Here is an 18,957-nt window from a genome sequence, read left to right as displayed (position 1 = left end):
GTTGCCGCACAGGCGAGTTGTGCCGTAGGCCGGCCGGCGGCATCGACAAGGGCGAGGGCCGTACCCCCGTCACCGGAGATACGGCCCTCGTCCGCCCTGCCGGACCGCTTACTTGCGGATCAGGCTGCGCAGCACGTACTGCAGGATGCCGCCGTTGCGGTAGTAGTCGGCCTCACCGGGGGTGTCGATGCGGACGACCGCGTCGAACTCGACACCGGTGTCGGTGGTGACCTTCACCGTGCGCGGGGTGGTGCCCTCGTTCAGCTCGGTGACGCCGGCGACGGAGAAGGCCTCCTCGCCGGTCAGGCCGAGGGACTCGGCGGTGTGGCCCTCGGGGAACTGCAGCGGCAGGACGCCCATGCCGATGAGGTTCGAGCGGTGGATGCGCTCGTAGGACTCGGCGATGACGGCCTTGACGCCGAGCAGCGCGGTGCCCTTGGCGGCCCAGTCGCGGGACGAACCGGAGCCGTACTCCTTGCCGGCCAGGACGACCAGCGGGATGCCCTGCTCGATGTAGTTGCGGGAGGCGTCGTAGATGAACGACACCGGACCGCCGTCCTGGGTGAAGTCGCGGGTGTAGCCGCCCTCGGTGCCCGGCGCGATCTGGTTGCGCAGGCGGATGTTGGCGAACGTACCGCGGATCATGACCTCGTGGTTGCCGCGGCGCGAGCCGTAGCTGTTGAAGTCGCGGCGCTCGATGCCGTGCTCCGTGAGGTACTTGCCGGCCGGGGTGTCGGCCTTGATGGCGCCGGCCGGGGAGATGTGGTCGGTGGTGACCGAGTCGCCCAGCTTCGCGAGCACACGGGCGCCGGAGATGTCCTCGACCGGGGCCGGCTCCATGCCCATGCCCTCGAAGTACGGGGGCTTGCGCACGTAGGTGGACTCGGCGTCCCACTCGAAGGTGTCACCGGTCGGGATGGACAGCGCCTGCCACTGGGCGTCACCGGCGAAGACGTCGGCGTAGGACTTGGCGAACATGTCCTCGCCGATGGCGTTCGCCACGACGTCGTTGACCTCGGCCTCGGAGGGCCAGATGTCCTTCAGGAAGACCGGGTTGTTGTCCTGGTCGTACCCGAGGGCCTCGCGGGTGATGTCCACCTTCATGGAACCGGCGAGCGCGTAGGCGACGACCAGCGGCGGGGACGCCAGGTAGTTCATCTTGACGTCGGGGTTGATCCGGCCCTCGAAGTTGCGGTTGCCGGAGAGCACCGAGGTGACGGCGAGGTCGTGCTCGTTGACCGCCTTGGAGACCTCCTCCGGCAGCGGACCGGAGTTGCCGATGCAGGTGGTGCAGCCGTAGCCGACGAGGTTGAAGCCGACCTTGTCGAGGTACGGGGTGAGGCCCGCCTTCTCGAAGTAGTCGGTGACGACCTTGGAACCCGGGGCGAGGGTGGTCTTGACCCACGGCTTGCGGGTCAGGCCCTTCTCCACCGCCTTCTTGGCCACCAGCGCGGCGGCGACCATGACGTACGGGTTGGAGGTGTTGGTGCAGGAGGTGATGGCCGCGACCGTCACCGCGCCGTGGTCCAGCGTGTAGGTCGTGCCGTCGGCTGCGGTGACCTCGACCGGGTGCGAGGGCGCGCCGTTGGAGATGGCCGGGGCGTCGGAGGCCGGGAAGGACTCCTTGCTCGCCTCGTCGACGTCGCCGCCGTCCTTGACGTAGTTGCGCACGTCCTGGGCGAACTGGGCCTTGGCGTCGGCAAGGACGATGCGGTCCTGCGGGCGCTTCGGGCCGGCGATGGAGGGGACGACGGTGGAGAGGTCCAGCTCGAGCTTCTCGGAGAAGTCCGGCTCGGCCTGCGGGTCCAGCCAGAGGCCCTGCTCCTTGGCGTACGCCTCGACGAGCGCGACCTGCTGGTCGCTGCGGCCGGTCAGGCGCATGTAGTTCAGCGTCTCGTCGTCCACGGGGAAGATCGCGGCGGTGGAGCCGAACTCCGGCGACATGTTGCCGATGGTGGCGCGGTTGGCCAGGGAGGTGGCGGCCACGCCCTCGCCGTAGAACTCGACGAACTTGCCGACGACGCCGTGCTTGCGCAGCATCTCGGTGATGGTGAGCACCAGGTCGGTGGCGGTGGTGCCGGGCTTGAGCTCACCGGTGAGCTTGAAGCCGACGACGCGCGGGATCAGCATGGAGACCGGCTGGCCGAGCATCGCGGCCTCGGCCTCGATGCCGCCGACGCCCCAGCCGAGCACGCCGAGGCCGTTGACCATGGTGGTGTGCGAGTCGGTGCCGACCAGGGTGTCGGGGTAGGCCTTGCCGTCGCGGACCATGACGACACGGGCCAGGTGCTCGATGTTCACCTGGTGGACGATGCCGGTGCCGGGCGGGACGACCTTGAAGTCGTCGAAGGCGGTCTGGCCCCAGCGCAGGAACTGGTAGCGCTCGCGGTTGCGGCCGTACTCCAGGTCGACGTTCTGCTTGAAGGCGTCGTTGGTGCCGAACTTGTCGGCGATGACGGAGTGGTCGATGACCATCTCGGCCGGGGAGAGCGGGTTGATCTTGTTCGGGTCGCCGCCGAGCTCCTTGACGGCCTCACGCATGGTGGCGAGGTCCACGACACAGGGGACGCCGGTGAAGTCCTGCATGATCACGCGGGCCGGCGTGAACTGGATCTCCTGCGACGGCTGGGCCTGGGAGTCCCAGCCGCCCAGGGCGCGGATGTGGTCGGCGGTGATGTTCGCGCCGTCCTCGGTGCGGAGCAGGTTCTCCAGCAGCACCTTCAGGCTGTAGGGAAGGCGCGCGGAGCCCTCGACCTTGTCCAGCCGGAAGATCTCGTACGACTCGTCGCCCACCTGCAGCGTGCTGCGGGCGTCGAAGCTGTTCGCCGACACGACAGTCTCCTTCATTGATGTGCGCGTACGTACCACCGCATCCTGCCGCCACGCCGCCCTGGCCTGTCCGCTAAGGTAAGACTAAGTTAGGTAGCCCTTACCAGGGTGGCGGCTGCGGTGCGCCTCGGCAGATATCTCGATGTCGAGATAACTCTAATACACGAGGGCCGAATGGTCATGCCCGGGCCCGGCTCTCCGCTGTCATCCATACCGAGGCGTTTGGCAGCGAACCCCGTCGTTCGGGCTTCCTTGCCGGCGAACCCGGTCGCACGAGGGGACGTACCGGGGGTGCCGGGTGGCCGTACCGGTCGGGGTGGATCTCACCGAGCCGTACGTCGAGCCGTCGTACGTGGATGCTGTGCGCGCGTGTCGGCGGCGTCCGCTGTTGGACTGCGTGACGGTTCGGTTCGAGGACGTGCCCGCGGTGCGGCCGTTTCGCCGGTCGCGCGGTGAGCGCCACTTCCCGGGCCGGCACCGGGCGGCGACGACCGGGCGGCACGTCGGTTTCGAGTCGTGGCCGGAACGGGACCGGCTTGTGCTGAGGTACTTCGATCCCGGGGGTGGTGGGGATCGCCTCGCAGCCGTTCTGGTTGCACCGGCCATGACGGCGAGCGTGAGCGCCGCCACGCGCGCGTGCCCGGACTGCTTCGTGCGCCGCACGGATGGCTCGGCGGTGGTCGTCGACGTCCGTGCCGATGAGCGGATCGAGCCGAGAGACACGAAAGCGTTCGAGGTGACGCGCCTGGCCCGCCGTCAAGCCGGGTGGGGCTTCGAGCGGGTCGGGGTTCCGGAGGAAGTGCTGCCGGCGAACGTGCGGTGACCGTCGCGCCACCGGCGTCCCCGGTGCCGGCGTGGGCCGGTCGTGGACCGACTCCGGGAGATCTTCGCGACACCGGTCCCACTGATGGCCGGCGCGGATGCGGCCGCTCTCCGCAGGGTCACTTTCAGTGATTTCCCGAATCGAGCAGAGATGTCCCGCCTCAGCCGACCTGTTCATGTCGGTGCTGTTCCGGTGAGGGTGGCAAGCGGTCGTCTCTGTCGCGGCCTACGACCGGGGCGACATCACTTCGTCGACTCCAGAATGCGGTCGAGTGTCCGGCGCCCCATTCGGCTCATCGTCGGATTGCTCTCGACGTAGTACCAGACGAGCCCCATCGCCTGTTCGAACGCCCATGCCTTGCCGCGCTCCCACTCCAGATCGTCACAGGCCAGTGTCCGCCGGAGCACTTCCCGTGGGCCCGGCCGCAACAGGTGCCAGGCGCTGACCAGATCCAGCGCGGGGTCGGCCGGGCCGAATCCGCCGGTGTCGAGGACGCCGCCGAGCCGGTCTCCCGCGACGAGCACATTGCCGGGAATCAGGTCGCCGTGGCTCATCACGTCGGCACTTGTGCGCGGCAACTCCCGGAAGCGGCTCCACAGTCGGCGCAGCCGGGGCACGTCCAGCAGCCCCTGGCTCGCCTCGAAGCACTTCTCCATCCAGGCGTCGTGGTGAGCGAGAACGCCGCCGCGATTGTCGCCGCTGAAAAGCCGACCCCGCGTCTCGGCTTCCCGCAGGGCTGCGATGAAGGCCGCGAGGTCCTCGGCGAAAGCGTCCGACCCACTCGGGTCGGCATCGAAGGCGACCGTTCCCGGCAGCCACGTCTGGACCGACCACGGCATGGGACAACCCGCTCCAGGCTTTCCCAGGGCGACGGGTTCCGGAACGGGGAACCGAGACACCTGTGCCAGCTCCGCGCTCGCCCGGGCTTCCCGTTCCAGAACCGCCAGCGCCTCCGCGGCATCGGTCAGACGCAGCGGGAAACGTGCGGAGAGGTCGTCCCCGATGCGGAAGATGGCGTGGACCGTCCCGGTCGACGACAGGGGTCGGATCGCCTTGCCGCTCCACTGAGGGAACTGTTCTTGGATCAAGGTCGCAACGATGTCGGTGGTCACGTCCACTTGGTCCTCGTGCATGGTCAATCTCGCAGGCCCTTCCACTGTCCAGTTCGAACTGGGACGACAGCCAGTATCCAGACGCCAGGTCCCGGATCAACCGGGATTTTCTCGGCCACCCAGGTGTCCCGACCGTTCCGGTCGCCCCAGGTCACAGCTGCGGCTTCGGACCGGATCACCCGGGACGGGACACGAGAGGCACCCGCCGAGAGCGATCGTTCGCCATCGAACCAGTCGAGTCGCTCAAGGTCAGGGCATCGCAACCGACCAACTTCGCCGTCAAAGGACACCCGGCACGCCGTGCCTCACCCCGCCCTTCCGCCGCCACGCCGCCACCGCATGCCATCAGTGCGCCCGAGCGGGGTAACCGACTGAGACGAAGTCAGTTCCGGACGGGAAAGGGGCACAGGAATGCCGCTCACGTTTCGCAAGAGTTTCCGGATCCTTCCGGGGGTGCGGCTGAACATCAACAAGAAGTCGTGGTCCATCACCACCGGCGGCGGGAACGGCCCTCGCCACACCCGTAGCAGTACGGGACGTCGTACGACATCGATGGATTTGCCCGGACCTTTCGGGTGGCGTCGGACCACTCGGGCCCGCCGGACCAGGGGACACTGACGTCACGTCACCCGAATGGACCCCCCAGGAGGCACCATCTCATATCTGAGATAACCTCATCCTCATGTCAGACGACTACCTCGTACGCATCGGCAAGCTCATCCGTGACGCCCGGCAGCACCGCGGGTGGACGCAGACGCAGCTCGCCGAGGCGCTCAACACCAGCCAGAGCGCCGTCAATCGGATCGAGCGCGGCAACCAGAACATCAGCCTTGAGATGATCGCCCGGATCGGCGAAGCCCTGGACAGCGAAATCGTCTCGCTGGGCTACGCCGGTCCGATGCATCTGCGCGTGGTGGGCGGCCGCCGGCTCTCCGGCTCCATCGACGTGAAGACGAGCAAGAACGCGTGCGTGGCACTGCTGTGCGCCTCGCTGCTCAACAAGGGGCGCACCGTGCTGCGCCGCGTCGCCCGCATCGAGGAGGTCTACCGCCTCCTGGAGGTGCTGAACTCCATCGGCGTACGCACCCGCTGGATCAACGACGGCGTCGACCTGGAGATCGTGCCGCCGGCCGAGCTGGACCTCCCGGCCATCGACGCGGACGCCGCCCGCCGCACCCGCTCCATCATCATGTTCCTCGGCCCGCTGCTGCACCGCCTGGACCGCTTCATGCTGCCGTACGCCGGCGGCTGCGACCTCGGCACGCGCACCGTCGAGCCGCACATGATCGCGCTGCGCCGGTTCGGCCTGGACATCGCCGCGACGGAGGGCCAGTACCACGCGGTGGTCGACCGTTCCGTCGCGCCCGACCGCCCGATCGTGCTGACCGAGCGCGGGGACACGGTCACCGAGAACGCGCTGCTCGCCGCCGCGCGCCACGACGGCACGACCGTCATCCGCAACGCGTCCTCCAACTACATGGTCCAGGACCTGTGTTTCTTCCTGGAGACGCTGGGCGTCAAGGTCGACGGCATCGGCACCACCACGCTCACCGTGCACGGCGTGCCCACCATCGACGTCGACGTGGACTACTCCCCCTCCGAGGACCCGGTCGAGGCGATGAGCCTGGTGGCCGCGGCCGTGGTGACGGAGTCGGAGCTGACGGTCCGCCGGGTGCCCATCGAGTTCCTGGAGATCGAGCTCGCGGTCCTGGAGGAGATGGGCCTCGACCACGACCGCACGCCGGAGTACTTCGCCGACAACGGCCGTACGCGCCTGGTGGACCTCACCGTCCGCCCCTCCAAGCTGGAGGCGCCGATCGACAAGATCCACCCGATGCCGTTCCCGGGCCTGAACATCGACAACGTCCCGTTCTTCGCGGCGATCGCGGCGACGGCCCAGGGCAAGACCCTCATCCACGACTGGGTCTACGACAACCGCGCCATCTACCTGACCGACCTCAACCGCCTCGGCGGCCGCCTCCAGTTGCTCGACCCGCACCGCGTCCTGGTCGAGGGCCCGACCCGCTGGCGCGCCGCGGAGATGATGTGCCCGCCGGCGCTGCGCCCGGCCGTGGTCGTCCTGCTGGCGATGATGGCGGCGGAGGGCACGTCCGTGCTGCGCAACGTGTACGTCATCAACCGCGGTTACGAGGACCTGGCGGAGCGGCTGAACTCGATCGGGGCACAGATCGAGATCTTCCGGGACATTTGAAGTCTCTAGGAAAAGACAGCACGAAGCCCCTCCTGACCAGCACTTATGCAAGCCAGGAGGGGGTTCGGCTCGGTCTGTGGGACTTCTCAGGGACTTTCAGGTCGAGCCGGGAGACTGTCGGTTTCAGAGGCTGAGGACGGATTGCCCGGCGCTGCACGTGTCGGGCACGGGCAGGGCGCCGGCTTTCCTCTCGGTGTCAGGCCACTGGCCCCGGAGCCCTGCCATGCAGGGTCGGATAAAACGTGCGGAGCGATTCCGGGGAGCTTCCCACCGCGAAACAGTTGCGGACCTTGCCCAAGGGGTTCCACACCCGGCCGTCCGGCATGCGTACCCCGGTCGGCTCCCCGAAGTAGGACCGCTGGTCGGCGTCGAAGTCGATCCACGTCGCGCCGGTCCGTCGGACCAGGACCTTTCCGACGTAGGCTCCGAGGCCGAACAGCGCTTCGCGCACCCTCGCCTCTTCCACCCCGTTCTTGTGGACATCAGCCGTCGGAGACGGAGTGGACCCCCGACGCTTCCAGCATCGCCACGAAAATCGGCTCCACGAACGGATCGGGCCAGACTTCCCGCACCAGCACTGGAAGAAGATCCAGTCCACGAACCCGCTGGAACGGCTGAACCGGGAAATCAAACGCCGCACCGACGTCGTCCAGGTCTTCCCCAACCCGCTCGCCGTCCCTCGCCTCGCGACCCCGGTCCTCGCCGAACTCCCCAACGAATGGATCGCCTTCCCTCGCCGCATCAGGCAACTGATCGCCTACACCACCGGAAGGAACGTGACCCTGCCTCGCCACCACAGCCGCTCACCAGCATATTTCACCGGTCACCACAGGATGAAAGAGGCTCACTGACAAGGTGATGCTGTGGGAGCGCCGGCACGTGCAGGGCCCGTGCTCCAACGCCCGTCACGATGCCGAACGTTTCCGCTGCAGCAACCAGGTACCCCCTGTCACCGCCCCCGTCACCAAAAAGCCCACCATCAGCGACATCCTGAATTCCTCCATCTTGCTGCCGTCGTCCGCCATAACCACCATCAGCGTCGTCATGAAGGTCGTGATCACCAGCCCGATGGCCAGGTTCTTGCGCACCGGCGTTTTCAGCATTTTCTCCTCGTTTCTCGATGAGTGCGCCGCAGCATCGTCCTCAATTCGGCGGCACACCTGGGTTGCCATCAGTTCGGGTCGATCAATACTCGGTGAGCACGGCCTTGCGTCGCGTTCTGTTACGGACGTTGCCGGCAGACCGCCTCTGGCTAGGCGTCGTGCTTCTCATAGCCGGATGTCCGGTCATTCCCTCCTACCGGGAGGTCTCCAGCACCGTCCGGTTCAGCTGCTGCACCAGCCCGCCCGGGCCGGTCAGTGACAAGCCCTGCTCCTTGGGCCGCGGATCATCGGCCTCTGCACCCGCCCGCCCGACGACGCGACATGGAGTAGTCGTACTGGCCTTCGACGACGGCCTGGTGGCTGACGCCGACGCCCAGCACCAGGCGGCCGCCTGCAAGTCCGATGCGCATCCTGTCTCCTTCGTGGTGTCGACGGTCCGCGGTCGCGCATCCGGTGACGGCAACGGGGTTCGGCACAGTGAGGGGCGACTTGTCCGCGCGGCGCTCCGTCCGGTCGGCACGTCGGACGTTCTTCGGTGATCCAACCAGTGGATCGGTCCGGCCGGTGATGCCGATGCGAGCACCCCTGTCCATGCCGACTGGGCATGGACAGGAGGATGTTCCTCGCCCTTTCCCACAATCAGGGGTTCTTCAGCGCCCATCGACGGCGCGCGTGTTCCGTGAAGGCACACTCGCGAAGGCGCGAGGCCAAGGCGGCCCGGTGTCGCACGACTTCACGCTGAACGGGTACCGCTGCCGGGTAGCGGGGTGAGCGAAGCCGGCAGCGGCACGCCACTCCGTCACAGGATTTCGATCCAGTCGACGTGGGGCGGCCTGTTGGGGAAGGTGATGATGTAGTGCTTGGGGTAGGTGACGGTCGTCCCGTTCACGTCGTGGTACTTGACCCTGTTGTTTCCGGTGGAGATCTTGTCGACCCACACGGCGGTGCCCGGCCCGCTCGCTGCGAAGTTGTAGGTGCCCTTGTTGGCGAAGCAGAAACTCAAGTTGAAAGAGCCGATGTAGTCCTGGCCGTGCACATCGGCTCGCAGATAGTCGGACGGGCCGCAGTTGACCTTGTCGATGGCGTGTGCTGTTCCGGCCGGCATGACGACGGCCATGACGGCGGCCGCGGCTACTGGAAGGGCGAGACGCAGTTTCCTGGACAGCATCCTCTGACTCCTTTTTTTGGGGGTACCGGCCGTCCGGCGAGAGCTTGTCGTGGCTCAACAAAATTGACGGGCGTTTCGCCTGCCGGTATGCGATTTTCACGCTAAAAGCATGGCCCTATGATTGTCAACGGCGGTTTTCCGCAATGGCATTGGGGTTGTACTGAGGTCGCGCCGGAGCCGCCGGCGTCCTGTAATGGCCCCGGCTTTTGACACGTCGGCGCCCGATGCGGCCGACCGGTGCACGCCGCGTGAAAATGACGCCACCCGGCGACCTATGCTTGGCCTGTTGTTCTCACTTCTCGATACGCATTGTCCCAGGAAATGCCCTCTTTCCTCGGGGAAAGGACCGGGGGGACAGGAAATAAGGGCGAGCAGGCCCGAGGTGCGAGACCATGGCTGTTGACGCCAATACGGATGTCTCCTCGTCATGCTGGTCCGATTTCTGCGGGCCGGCGAGTGTGCCGATGAGACGGGAGACGGTCGGGTCCAAGGCCACCGGACCGGACACGCCCGGCCCGGCCCGGCCCGCGGCGGGCCGACGCCGGCCAGGCAGGCACCGCCGAGCGCGACGGCCAGGGCGGCACCGTGGGCCGGACGCCGAGGATCTCCGGACGGGGCCCGTCGTGGGGCCGGCGCCTCGAACGCGAACGCCACCGGGTACGCGCCGGCGAAGAACTCCAGGGCACCGCGCCAGCCGTAAGTCATGCTGCCGTGCACGAGCAGAAAGAGGATCAGACCGAGCATCCCCGGCATCATCGGCAGGGCCGAATCCGTCACGAGCAGGGGCGCGAGCCCCCCGGCCACCACGATGCCCGCAGCGCACCAGGCTCCGGCGACACGGATCGTCCCTCGTCGACGCGGACACCGTCGTCACCACGACGTGCCGGACCGCGCCATGGCCTGCGGCCCGCCCGCCTCCGTCGCCGGCTGGCGGCCGCGGATCCTGCGGGCCAGACCGACGAGGACCGAGCGCAGCGCCTCGGCCCGACGGCTGGACGGGACGAACATCTGCTGCTTGAGCCGCGCGGTGCGCTGGTGCTTGGTGATGAACGGACGCAGCCCGGCCTCCCAGGCGTCCAGGGCGGCGGCGAGGTCGTCGGGGTGCTCCTGCAGGGCCGCGCCCAGTGCGGCGCCGCCGCGCAGCGAGGACGTGGCGCCCATGCCCGAGTAGAGGTTCATGCACCAGGCCGCGTCCCCCACCAGCACGACCCGCCCCGTGCTCCACCGCGGCATCCGCACCTGGTGCACCGAGTCGAACAGGTGGTCAGGGGCCTCTTCCAGGGAGTCCAGGACGTGGCGCACCACGGGGTCGTCGTCCATCCCGGAGAAGACCGCGCGCAGCCGCTCGACCCGCGACCCGCTGAACTGCTCCTGGATGTCCCTTGTCCGGTAGGTCAGCAGCGCGGTGGGCGCGTGGTCGGCGAGCCCGAACACCCACACCGCCCGCTTGGCGCGCGCGATGATGATGCTGTCGCTCGCCTCGTACGTGGGCACCTGCTCCTTCAGCTGGAAGGCGCAGATCATCGCGTTCCACGTGGTCAGGTGGTCCTCGTGCGGACCGAACGCGATCCGGCGCACGCTCGAGCGCATCCCGTCCGCGCCGACCACCAGGTCGAAGCTCTCGCGGTACTGCTTCCCGGTGCCGGCGTTCTCGAGCAGGACCTGCACCTCGGCAGGACCCTCGGTGATCTCGACCGGAGTGGTCGCGAACCGCACCTCGACACCCGTGATGCTCTGCCACAGCGCGGCCTCGATGTCGCCGCGCAGCACCGCTGCCGGCCCTCCGGGCTGGTCCAGGAATCCCAGAGCCGGCCTGCGCCTGCCCCGGCGATCCACCGACCACGCACTCGTGCCGGCCGCCCGTTCCGGGTTGCGGGTGTGCAGGTGGTCGGCGATGCCCAGGTCGACCGCGGCCTGCCGGCCCTCCGGGAACAGCCCGACGAAGTAGCCCCCGGTGCGCCGCTCGGGCGCCCGTTCGACGATCACCGGCGTCCAACCGGCCCGGCGCAGCCCGATCGCCGCGGACATCCCCGCTATCCCGAGCCCCACCACCAACGCCCTCTTCCGCACGGCCGTCACCGCGCCGTGCCGGACGGGACAGCGGCCGCCGCCGCGGTGAACTCCGCCGCCAGCCGGCGGTGGACGACCCTGCGGACCAGATCGAGAACGCCCGAAACCAGCACCTGGACCGGGCGGCTGGACGGTACGAACCGCTGTTGCTTGATCCGTGCGGAACGCCGCTGGCTGGTGATGTAGGGACGCAGGCCGGCCTCCCAGGCGTCCAGGGCGGCGGCGAGGTCGCCGGGGTGCTCCTGCAGGGCCGCGCCCAGTGCGGCGCCGCCGCGCAGCGAGGACGAGGAGCCCATGGCCGAGTAGGTGTTCATGCACCAGGCCGCGTCCCCCACCAGCACGACCCGCCCCGTACTCCACCGGTCCATCTTCACCTGGTGGATCGAGTCGAACACGTGGTCAGGGGCCTGCTCCAGGGAGTCCAGGACGTGGCGCACCACGGGGTCGTCGTCCATCCCGGAGAAGGCCGCGCGCACCTGCTCGATCGACGACCCGGCGAACCGGTCCGGGATGTCCTCGGTGCGGTAGGTCAGCCACGCGCAGGGCGCGTGGTCGGCGAGTCCGAACACCCACATCGCACGCTTGGGGCGCGAGACGATGATGCTGTCGCTCGCCTCGTAGGAAGGCACCTGCTCCTTCATCTGGAACGCGCAGATCATCGCCTTCCAGTTCGCCAGGTAGTCCTCGTCCGGACCGAACACCATCCGGCGCACGCTCGAGCGCATACCGTCGGCGCCGACCACGAGATCGAAGTCCTCGTGGTACTGCTTCCCGGTGCCGGCGTCCTCGAGCAGGACCCGCACGCCGCCGGCGCCCTCGGTGATCTCGACCGGAGTGGTCGCGAACCGCACCTCGACCGCGTCCTCGGTCCCGTCGCCGGTGATGCCCTGCCACAACGCGGCCTCGATGTCGCCGCGCAGCACCGCTGCCAGCCCGCTGGGCGCGTCCAGCAGTCCCAGAGCCGGCTTCCGCCTGCCCCTGCGATCCACCGACCACGAGTTCCCGCCCGGTCGCCATTCCGGGTTGCGGATGTGCAGGTGGTCGGCGATCCCCAGGTCGGCCGCGGCCCGCACACCCTCCGGGAACATGAAGATGAAGTAGCCCCCGGTACGTCGCTCGGGTGCCCGTTCGACGATCACAGGCGTCCAACCGGCCCGGCGCAGCCCGATCGCCGCGGACATCCCCGCTATCCCGAGCCCCACCACTAATGCCCTCTTCTGCATGGCTTTCCTTTCTCCGATCACGTTCTGTTGAATGGACGGCTCAATCCGGCACGACGACGGCGCGGCTGCGGCCGGTGTGTGCCCATGCCTCACCGACCCGGCTCAGCGGGAACGCGGTCCAGGCAGGGGCCCGACGGCGAAGTGGGCCATGACTTCGGGCGCCTCGGCGAGCGTCTCCCCGGCTGACCGCGATCCGACGCCGCTCCCGGTGATCCGGATTCGCCGGCCGCGCAGCAGGTCCGCGGGCAGCGACGCCTCCAGGCCCGCGAGCGAGCCGATCCACACGTAGGCCGTATTCGCCTCGGTGTCCTCGCCGCTGCGGCGAAGGCGGCCTCGGTGACGGGCCCCCACAGGCAGTCCGGCACGAGACCGGGCGACGTCTCGGACACCGCATCGGCCAGAGCCTGCTCCAGACCGTCGGGCCCCTCCTGGGCCGGCGACACGGTCGTCGCTCCCGCGCCGCGCAGCCGCTCCAGTTCCTCCCCGAACGCCGGCGCCCCCTGCACGGCGAGGCTGCCCGACATCCCGTGGCGCCCAGCACCAGCACGGTGCCCGACGCCCCCACTTCCTTGCGTCGCGCGGTGAGAACCATCCAGCCCGACGGGCCGGGGTTCATGCCCGCGGCGATCACGAGTGGATCCGCCCCCGCCGGACCTCCGCCTGGAAGGGAGCGACCAGCCGCTCGGCCATCGTCCCGAAGGGCGGACGCGCGCACCCGGTGCAGACCAGTCGCCCGTACCGGCGGATACCTCAGCCGGCCACGGCCGTAGTGCCGCCAGGTGGTCGGCCCGCGCACCTTGTTATCCAGGTCGGCTCCGACGAGGTGCAGGGGCCCGGAACCGGGCGGAACCGTCGGCTCGGGCAAGTCGGCGCAGACGGGCGACGCATCGGGGGCGGTGACGACTGCAGCACTCATCACGGGCTCTCCTTAACTAAGTTCAGCGCCTTGGCCAGCATGCCTGAACACTGTTAAGGTGTCAATCATGACCAAGGGCATCACCCGGGAGCAGATCGTCACGGCGGCGCTCGAACTCCTCGACGACCAGGGCATGGACGCCCTCACCGTCCGCGCGCTCGCCTCCCGGCTGGACGTCCGCGCCTCCGCCCTCTACTGGCACGTGCGCAACAAACAGGAGCTGCTCGACGAAATGGCCACCGAGGTCATGCGCCGCGTGGCCGGCGCCCTCGCCGCGGTCCCGCCGGGCGACGGGTGGCGCGACGACCTCGCCGCCTACTCCCGCGTGCTGCGCTCGGAGTACCTGCTCCACCGCGACGGGGCCCGCATCTTCAGCGGCACCCGGATCACCGACCCGGACGTGGTCCGCATGAAGGAGCCGTTGTTCGAACGCTGGACCGCGTCCGGCTGGAAGCCCACCGACGCGGACGACGCCATCGACCTGGTCACCGCGTTCGTCGTCGGCTTCGTCATCGAGGAGCAGGAGAGGCGCCAGGCCGCCGGGACCGATCCGTCGCGCTACTCGATCGAACAGCGCGACGCCTGGCTCGGCGAAGGTGCGTCACTGGTCAAGGAGGCCGGGCACCTCCACGACGACGGCGACCGGCGGTTCGAACGGCTCCTCGGCATGGTCCTCGACGGGATCGCCGCCCGGCTGGACACGTGACTCACCCGCGCCTGCGCACCAGCACCGTCGCGAGCACCGCGGCCGCGACGAGCGCCGCGCCACCCATCAGGATGTAGAGCTGCACCCCGGCCAGGGAGTTCGCGGCGACCCGCCGCGACGAGCGAGTCGGTGGCTGTCGCGTTGAGCGGCATCACGCCGACGAAGTTGAGCGCGACCGACCCGACGCAGAGCACGACCGCCACCAGGCCGCCGATCGCACCGTAATTTTCGGGCGGGGTCATGACGGTCGCGCGCACGCTGCTCGCCGGGATCGCGGTGGGGCTGTTGGCCACATCCGTCCCGTCACAACTGGCGCCACTGATAGGCCGACTCCCGACTCCCCCACAGGCGCCGCGCCCTCCAACGGCTTGATCCTCTGCTCGAACAACTCAGCCGCCTGCATCCGCACCGACTCACGGCGCCGACGTCCCGCGACAGTCAGCCCGCCCCCATCCGCATATCTCACACACCACGGGATACAGCCACCGCCCCAGGCCCATCAGGGACTTCGTCGAACCTGGCGAGCCGAAGTCAGTGGCGCAGCCATGACACGCGAGACGCTTCAGGGAAGGGAACACCGGCCAGACGCCCGAGCGGCCCCTTCCGATGGGCCACCCGCCAGGACACCAGGAGGAGGCACTCCTGCATCGGCCGGATCAGCCCGAAACGCCTTCGAACAAAGATCAGTTACGCTGACCACCGCGGCACGAACCGGTGTCCACGATCTCGGGTCAAGCCCCGGGCAGTAGGAGGCGGGACATGACCGCGCTTCCACGGATACCAACGCGCAACAAGGGGAAAGGGTAGTCATGAGCCTGGCATTCAAGACCTCGTTAGCAGGAGCAGTCCTCGCCTCCACCGCCGTACTGGCGGCTCCGGGAACCGCATCGGCCGATGAACCCGTGACCCGCTGTGAAGAGGGCCAGATCTGCCTCTATGACGGCCACAACCTCACCGGGAGCAACCTGCAGCTCCAGTATCGGGTGGACATCCCCAACATCGGCTGGGCGTGGAACGACCGAGCCAGCTCGGTGTGGAACCGCGGCGAGGGGTTCGTCTGCGTCTACACCGATGCCGACTACCGCGGCTACCACTACACCATCCCGCCGGGTGGGAAGCAGGAACTTCTGTTCCTCTACGACAACGCAGTGAGCTCCCTTGAGTACGGTGGCTGCGGGGGCTGAGCCGGCTGGCTGACCGAACCCCTCAACCGCCCGCCCCGCCAGGACCGCTGGGAGGCCGGACCGGACCGGGGACCGCTGGGCACCGGACCCACTCCCGCCGACAACCCTGGCGAACCGGAGCCGCGTCCGGCCGCCGGACGCCGCGTACTCGAGGTCGGCCCCGCCCCCCCCTGGTATGAAGCAGCTCCCCACCCTGGGTCGACGTGGGGAGCTGCTTCACGTCGGCGGGTCTGCGCCTGTACTCCCACCTGATCACCGTCGGTCTGTCAAACGAGCGGCTCTGTCCCGTAATCGGGGGGACGAAGGGCGACGGTTGTCGTTGATGTTGCATGCGAGATGTCAACGAGCTTGTGGGTGTGGTGTTTTCGGGACTGGCGTTGCTGGTCGTGGAGGGTGGCGGACGAGGGTGAGGTCATCCGGGTGCGGGCCCGGACACGGAAGGAGCCGGTGCGGTGCCCGGTGTGCGGGCAGCCGACGGGGCGGGTCACGGCATCCACCGACGTACGATCGCGGACGGCAGGCGGGTCGTGGTACCGGTGCGGGTCCGGCGCCTCGCCGACCAGGTCGGTGAGGTGTGAAGGAGTTGGCGGGCCGGGCGGGCGCCCGCCTCTCCCGTGTCCTGGCTGCGGCGATATCCCGCTCGACCGCCCTGCGACTTATGGCCCGCCTGCCCTTGCCCGTGGTGCGGGTGCCGCGCGTCCTCGGCGTCGAGGACTTCGCGCTCAAACACCGCCGCCGCTACGCGACCGTCCTGATCGATGCCGACACCGGCGAACGCATCGACGTACTCCCGGGCCGCGGCGCCGACGCCCAGGAGAGGCGGCTGCGCAAGCATCGTGGTCTCGAGATCGTCTGCCGCGACGGCTCCGGCGCCTACGGCGAGGCCGTGCGCCGTGCCCTGCCCGACGCGGTGCAGGTCAACGACCGCCGGCACCTGTGGAAGAACCTGCGCGAGACGACCCTGGCCGAGGTCCGCTCCCACAGCGCCCGCCGGGCCACCGCGAACCCGCCCCGCCCGGCCGGCGTCCACGAGCAGACCACCCGCGAACGCCGGCACCAGATCCACGGCCTCCTCGGCAAGGGCGCCGCCCTGCTCGAATGCGCCCACCGCCTGAACCTGCCCCTCAACACCGTCAAGCGCTACGCGCGCACCCGCGAATCCGAGGCCCTGCGCCGCATTACGGCCTCGCGCTCGACCGCGCAGCCGTCGACGCCGGCCTCACCCAGGCCATTTCTGCAGGTCAGCAGCGCCTGATCACCCATCGCCGCAGGTCACAAAGCTGGCTGGCTCTCCCGGGACATCTGAAAGCTCTAAGGAAAGGTAACGCGATTCCCCTCCTGACCTGCACGTATGCGAGCCAAGAGGGGACTCGGCTCCGTCTGTGGGACTTCTCAGGGACTTTTGGGCCGAGCCAGGAGACTGCCGCTCCCAGGAGCTGAGGGACGGATTGCCCGTCATTACATGCGATGGGTCACCGGACGGGCGTCGACCTGAGCGACTCACGAACGAGAACAGGCCGGGCCGGGTTCTCGACTCACCGCCTTGCTGTCACGCCCAGACACCCTCCACGAGCCCGTCCCGCTCACTGCGGAGGCAAGCTCGCGCATCATGCCCCTGACCGCTCCCCTACGGTCATAATGGAGGCATGCCCTCCACCCCACAGCGCCCCACACCCGCGCCGAGCGGCCTCTCGGACGCGGCCGCTGAGGATCTCGCGTTGTACCGGGAGAAGTTCCGGCGGCGCCTGCCGGAGTCGCTGGACGAGTTGCGCGGCCCCACCCAGGGGGTCGTGGAACTACCGCTGCACATGGCCTGGTCCGGGATGACGTCGTACGACCTGGGCAAGCCGCGCCAGCGCATGGGTCTGTACCGCACCGTCCTGCACGAGGGCCTGCACGACGATCTGCCCCGCTACCTCAACCAGGGCCTGCTCCTCCAGCTGTGGCCGGTGCTGCGCACACTCGTCGGCCGCACCGTGCGCACCGTGTGGGAAGACGCCTTCCCACAGCTCGCCTCCCGCACCCGGGCCGCCGCGTGACGGACATGCCCGGAGCTGCACGCGCGGCTCCTGGTGGATGTGATCGCCCTCGGCTCCCCGTATCCCCTGGTCCTCACCGGCGGGTATGCCGTGCGGGCGCACCACCTCGTCAACCGCCCCAGCCAGGACCTCGACGTCGCCACCGAGAACCCGGCGCCCATGGCCGACATCGCCGCCACGCTCCGCGCCGGCCTGGAAGCCCGCGGCTGGAAGGTGCACGCGCTGGAGACCGCCCCGCTGTCCGCCCGCTTCACCGTGGCCGATCCGGCCACTGGGCAGGAATGCGAAGTCGACGTCCTCAAGGAAATCTTCTGGCGGCCTGTCGCCCAGAGTCCGTACGGGCCCGTCCTCGCGGAGGAGGACGTGATCGGAACCAAGGTTCGCGCCCTCGCCGACCGCGGAGCGCCCCGCGACCTGATCGACGTGTTCGCGGCCTCCCACCGCTGGACCAACGCCGAGCTCGAGGAGTTCGGCCGCCGCCACGCCCGAGGCCGCTTCGAGCGCGAGGACCTGCAGTCGAACCTCACGGGCGCCGAGTGGACCGACGACGAAGCCTTCGCCGCCTACGGGCTCGATGACGCCACCATCACCGCTCTCCGCGCCTGGGCCGTGGAGTGGGCCGACGACCTGGCGGCCCGTCTCCTCGAAGAGGCCGATGATCCGGACATCGAGTAATCACGTCCGAATCAGAGCAACGACACCCTCACCCTGATCAGCGCCGAACTGACCGCCAACGCCGTGCAGCACGAGCACATCGCCGGACGGGACTTCCACGTCCGGCTCCCCGCCGCGCGGGAACTCGGCTCGCTGTGCATGACGATGGATTCGTGGACGAACTCGTCCACGCGGTCGAACTCGCGCGCGTCGAGCGCGTCGACGTAGCGCTCGTAGAAGTCGCGCAGGTTGGTGCCGGACATGAGCCTTTCCCTGACCGGGTGGAACAGCACCTGCTGCACCAGCGGGACGTCGCCGCGTTCCTTGGCCGTCAGGGTCGGGGCGGCGCTCATGTTGCCGCCCACGGAGTCACCCGCGACCACGATGCGCGAGGCGTCCAGGTGTTGTTCGCGCCTTCGCGGACGACCCACTGGGCGACGGCGTAGTTCTGCCCGATGGCGACGGGGTAGCGGGCCTCGGGAGAGAGGTCGTACTCGGGGAAGACGACGGCGGCGTTCACGCCGGTGGCGAGTCCGCGGACCAGGCGGTCGTGGGTGTGGGCGTTGCCGAACACCCAGCCGGCGCCGTGGATGTGGAGGATGACGGGCAGGGTGCCGGTGGCGCCGGCCGGGCGGACGATACGGGACCGGACACTGCCGGTCGGGCTGCCGGAGACGGTGATCCACTCCTCGTCGACCTGCGGCCCCGCGATCTCACCGGCCTGCACCTCGTCTGAAGGAGTGGCTCGGCGTTCCTCCCTCCGGCGCCTCCTTCGAGATCACCGAGTGCGCCCTGTACAAGGTCAGCGATGGTCGCTTCGTACAGATGACGGCGCTGCACGACTCGTCCGACCTGCTGCGGCAGCCGGCCGCCTGACCTCAGCCGGCGTCGGCGCGGCGTCCCGGGATCTCCCGGGAC

General features: G+C 69.0%; 16 protein-coding genes and 4 pseudogenes. 11 read left to right on the top strand and 9 right to left on the bottom strand.

Annotated features, from left to right (window positions below; all coding sequences use genetic code 11):
• Positions 1-108 precede the first annotated feature (108 nt).
• Positions 109-2,832, bottom strand: a complete 2,724-nt coding sequence (gene acnA, locus ACFXAE_RS05835) for an aconitate hydratase AcnA (protein WP_384708549.1) — start codon at positions 2,830-2,832, stop codon at positions 109-111.
• Between the two features lie 295 nt (positions 2,833-3,127).
• Here acnA and ACFXAE_RS05830 point away from each other — a divergent pair, with 295 nt between their 5' ends.
• Positions 3,128-3,652 (top strand): TnsA-like heteromeric transposase endonuclease subunit, encoded by a 525-nt coding sequence (locus ACFXAE_RS05830; protein WP_384708546.1) that lies wholly within the window; start codon positions 3,128-3,130, stop codon positions 3,650-3,652.
• Between the two features lie 242 nt (positions 3,653-3,894).
• Here the strand turns inward: ACFXAE_RS05830 and ACFXAE_RS05825 are convergent, their stop codons facing one another.
• Complete coding sequence (locus ACFXAE_RS05825; protein WP_384709050.1) at positions 3,895-4,785, bottom strand: aminoglycoside phosphotransferase family protein; 891 nt, start codon at positions 4,783-4,785, stop codon at positions 3,895-3,897.
• Between the two features lie 390 nt (positions 4,786-5,175).
• On the opposite strand from ACFXAE_RS05825, the gene ACFXAE_RS05820 reads away from it, so the two are divergent.
• Positions 5,176-5,382 carry a DUF4236 domain-containing protein gene (locus ACFXAE_RS05820; RefSeq protein WP_384708543.1) on the top strand — a complete coding sequence of 69 codons (207 nt, stop codon included), beginning with the start codon at positions 5,176-5,178 and terminating at the stop codon, positions 5,380-5,382.
• Positions 5,383-5,446: 64 nt separating this feature from the next.
• On the top strand, positions 5,447-6,976 hold the full coding sequence (locus ACFXAE_RS05815; protein WP_384708540.1) for a UDP-N-acetylglucosamine 1-carboxyvinyltransferase: 1,530 nt from the start codon (positions 5,447-5,449) through the stop codon (positions 6,974-6,976).
• 196 nt (positions 6,977-7,172) lie between these two features.
• On the opposite strand, the gene ACFXAE_RS05810 is transcribed toward ACFXAE_RS05815, so the two are convergent.
• A complete protein-coding gene (locus tag ACFXAE_RS05810; protein WP_384708537.1) occupies positions 7,173-7,427 on the bottom strand; it encodes a hypothetical protein in 255 nt (84 codons plus the stop codon).
• A gap of 112 nt (positions 7,428-7,539) precedes the next feature.
• Between ACFXAE_RS05810 and ACFXAE_RS05805 the strand changes: the two are divergent.
• Positions 7,540-7,698: pseudogene (locus tag ACFXAE_RS05805) on the top strand (transposase); the annotation flags it as partial.
• Between the two features lie 183 nt (positions 7,699-7,881).
• On the opposite strand, the gene ACFXAE_RS05800 reads toward ACFXAE_RS05805, so the two are convergent.
• The 5 genes from ACFXAE_RS05800 to ACFXAE_RS05780 form a co-directional block, all read right to left on the bottom strand.
• Positions 7,882-8,148, bottom strand: coding sequence for a hypothetical protein (locus ACFXAE_RS05800; protein ID WP_384708535.1), 267 nt, complete (start codon positions 8,146-8,148; stop codon positions 7,882-7,884).
• Positions 8,149-8,363: 215 nt separating this feature from the next.
• The gene (locus ACFXAE_RS05795) at positions 8,364-8,489 is read right to left on the bottom strand and encodes a hypothetical protein (RefSeq protein WP_384708532.1); all 126 of its coding nucleotides are present in this window, start codon (positions 8,487-8,489) and stop codon (positions 8,364-8,366) included.
• A gap of 389 nt (positions 8,490-8,878) precedes the next feature.
• Entirely contained in the window at positions 8,879-9,247 is a 369-nt protein-coding gene (locus ACFXAE_RS05790) for a beta/gamma crystallin domain-containing protein (RefSeq protein WP_384708529.1), read from the bottom strand.
• A gap of 870 nt (positions 9,248-10,117) precedes the next feature.
• Complete coding sequence (locus ACFXAE_RS05785; RefSeq protein ID WP_384708526.1) at positions 10,118-11,317, bottom strand: FAD-dependent monooxygenase; 1,200 nt, start codon at positions 11,315-11,317, stop codon at positions 10,118-10,120.
• 5 nt (positions 11,318-11,322) lie between these two features.
• Complete coding sequence (locus ACFXAE_RS05780) at positions 11,323-12,540, bottom strand: FAD-dependent monooxygenase (RefSeq protein ID WP_384708523.1); 1,218 nt, start codon at positions 12,538-12,540, stop codon at positions 11,323-11,325.
• Between the two features lie 983 nt (positions 12,541-13,523).
• Between ACFXAE_RS05780 and ACFXAE_RS05775 the strand changes: the two genes are divergently transcribed.
• The 6 genes and pseudogenes from ACFXAE_RS05775 to ACFXAE_RS05750 form a co-directional block, all read left to right on the top strand.
• The gene (locus ACFXAE_RS05775; RefSeq protein WP_384708520.1) at positions 13,524-14,162 is read left to right on the top strand and encodes a TetR/AcrR family transcriptional regulator C-terminal domain-containing protein; all 639 of its coding nucleotides are present in this window, start codon (positions 13,524-13,526) and stop codon (positions 14,160-14,162) included.
• A gap of 809 nt (positions 14,163-14,971) precedes the next feature.
• Positions 14,972-15,346: a peptidase inhibitor family I36 protein gene (locus ACFXAE_RS05770; protein ID WP_384708516.1), complete on the top strand. Its 375-nt coding sequence runs from the start codon at positions 14,972-14,974 to the stop codon at positions 15,344-15,346.
• A gap of 359 nt (positions 15,347-15,705) precedes the next feature.
• Positions 15,706-16,544 (top strand): annotated as a pseudogene (locus tag ACFXAE_RS05765) (transposase); the annotation flags it as partial.
• 448 nt (positions 16,545-16,992) lie between these two features.
• Positions 16,993-17,385, top strand: a complete 393-nt coding sequence (locus tag ACFXAE_RS05760; protein WP_384708514.1) for a hypothetical protein — start codon at positions 16,993-16,995, stop codon at positions 17,383-17,385.
• 15 nt (positions 17,386-17,400) lie between these two features.
• The gene (locus tag ACFXAE_RS05755; RefSeq protein WP_384709048.1) at positions 17,401-18,060 is read left to right on the top strand and encodes a nucleotidyl transferase AbiEii/AbiGii toxin family protein; all 660 of its coding nucleotides are present in this window, start codon (positions 17,401-17,403) and stop codon (positions 18,058-18,060) included.
• An 18-nt stretch (positions 18,061-18,078) separates the two neighbouring features.
• Positions 18,079-18,168, top strand: a pseudogene (locus ACFXAE_RS05750) (ATP-binding protein); the annotation flags it as partial.
• A 145-nt stretch (positions 18,169-18,313) separates the two neighbouring features.
• Here the strand turns inward: ACFXAE_RS05750 and ACFXAE_RS05745 are convergent.
• A pseudogene (locus tag ACFXAE_RS05745) lies at positions 18,314-18,772 on the bottom strand (alpha/beta hydrolase); the annotation flags it as partial.
• Here ACFXAE_RS05745 and ACFXAE_RS05740 point away from each other — a divergent pair.
• The gene (locus ACFXAE_RS05740) at positions 18,772-18,915 is read left to right on the top strand and encodes an ester cyclase (protein WP_384709045.1); all 144 of its coding nucleotides are present in this window, start codon (positions 18,772-18,774) and stop codon (positions 18,913-18,915) included. The pseudogene ACFXAE_RS05745 and the gene ACFXAE_RS05740 sit on opposite strands and share 1 nt — an antisense overlap.
• The last annotated feature ends 42 nt before the right edge of the window (positions 18,916-18,957 follow it).

The organism is Streptomyces sp. NPDC059454 (assembly GCF_042749965.1).
GTDB lineage: Bacteria > Actinomycetota > Actinomycetes > Streptomycetales > Streptomycetaceae > Streptomyces.
The sequence above is the reverse complement of the archived record's forward strand: the minus strand, read 5'-3'. Positions and strand labels throughout refer to the sequence as shown.

Excerpts from the sequence above, each read along its gene's own strand:
- ACFXAE_RS05825 (WP_384709050.1), bottom strand. The coding sequence starts at position 4,785 with ATGCACGAGGACCAAGTGGACGTGACCACCGACATCGTTGCGACCTTG.
- ACFXAE_RS05790 (WP_384708529.1), bottom strand. The coding sequence starts at position 9,247 with ATGCTGTCCAGGAAACTGCGTCTCGCCCTTCCAGTAGCCGCGGCCGCC.
- ACFXAE_RS05820 (WP_384708543.1), top strand. The coding sequence starts at position 5,176 with ATGCCGCTCACGTTTCGCAAGAGTTTCCGGATCCTTCCGGGGGTGCGG.
- ACFXAE_RS05770 (WP_384708516.1), top strand. The coding sequence starts at position 14,972 with ATGAGCCTGGCATTCAAGACCTCGTTAGCAGGAGCAGTCCTCGCCTCC.
- ACFXAE_RS05800 (WP_384708535.1), bottom strand. The coding sequence starts at position 8,148 with ATGGCAACCCAGGTGTGCCGCCGAATTGAGGACGATGCTGCGGCGCAC.
- ACFXAE_RS05760 (WP_384708514.1), top strand. The coding sequence starts at position 16,993 with ATGCCCTCCACCCCACAGCGCCCCACACCCGCGCCGAGCGGCCTCTCG.
- ACFXAE_RS05780 (WP_384708523.1), bottom strand. The coding sequence starts at position 12,540 with ATGCAGAAGAGGGCATTAGTGGTGGGGCTCGGGATAGCGGGGATGTCC.
- ACFXAE_RS05795 (WP_384708532.1), bottom strand. The coding sequence starts at position 8,489 with ATGCGCATCGGACTTGCAGGCGGCCGCCTGGTGCTGGGCGTCGGCGTC.
- ACFXAE_RS05775 (WP_384708520.1), top strand. The coding sequence starts at position 13,524 with ATGACCAAGGGCATCACCCGGGAGCAGATCGTCACGGCGGCGCTCGAA.
- ACFXAE_RS05815 (WP_384708540.1), top strand. The coding sequence starts at position 5,447 with ATGTCAGACGACTACCTCGTACGCATCGGCAAGCTCATCCGTGACGCC.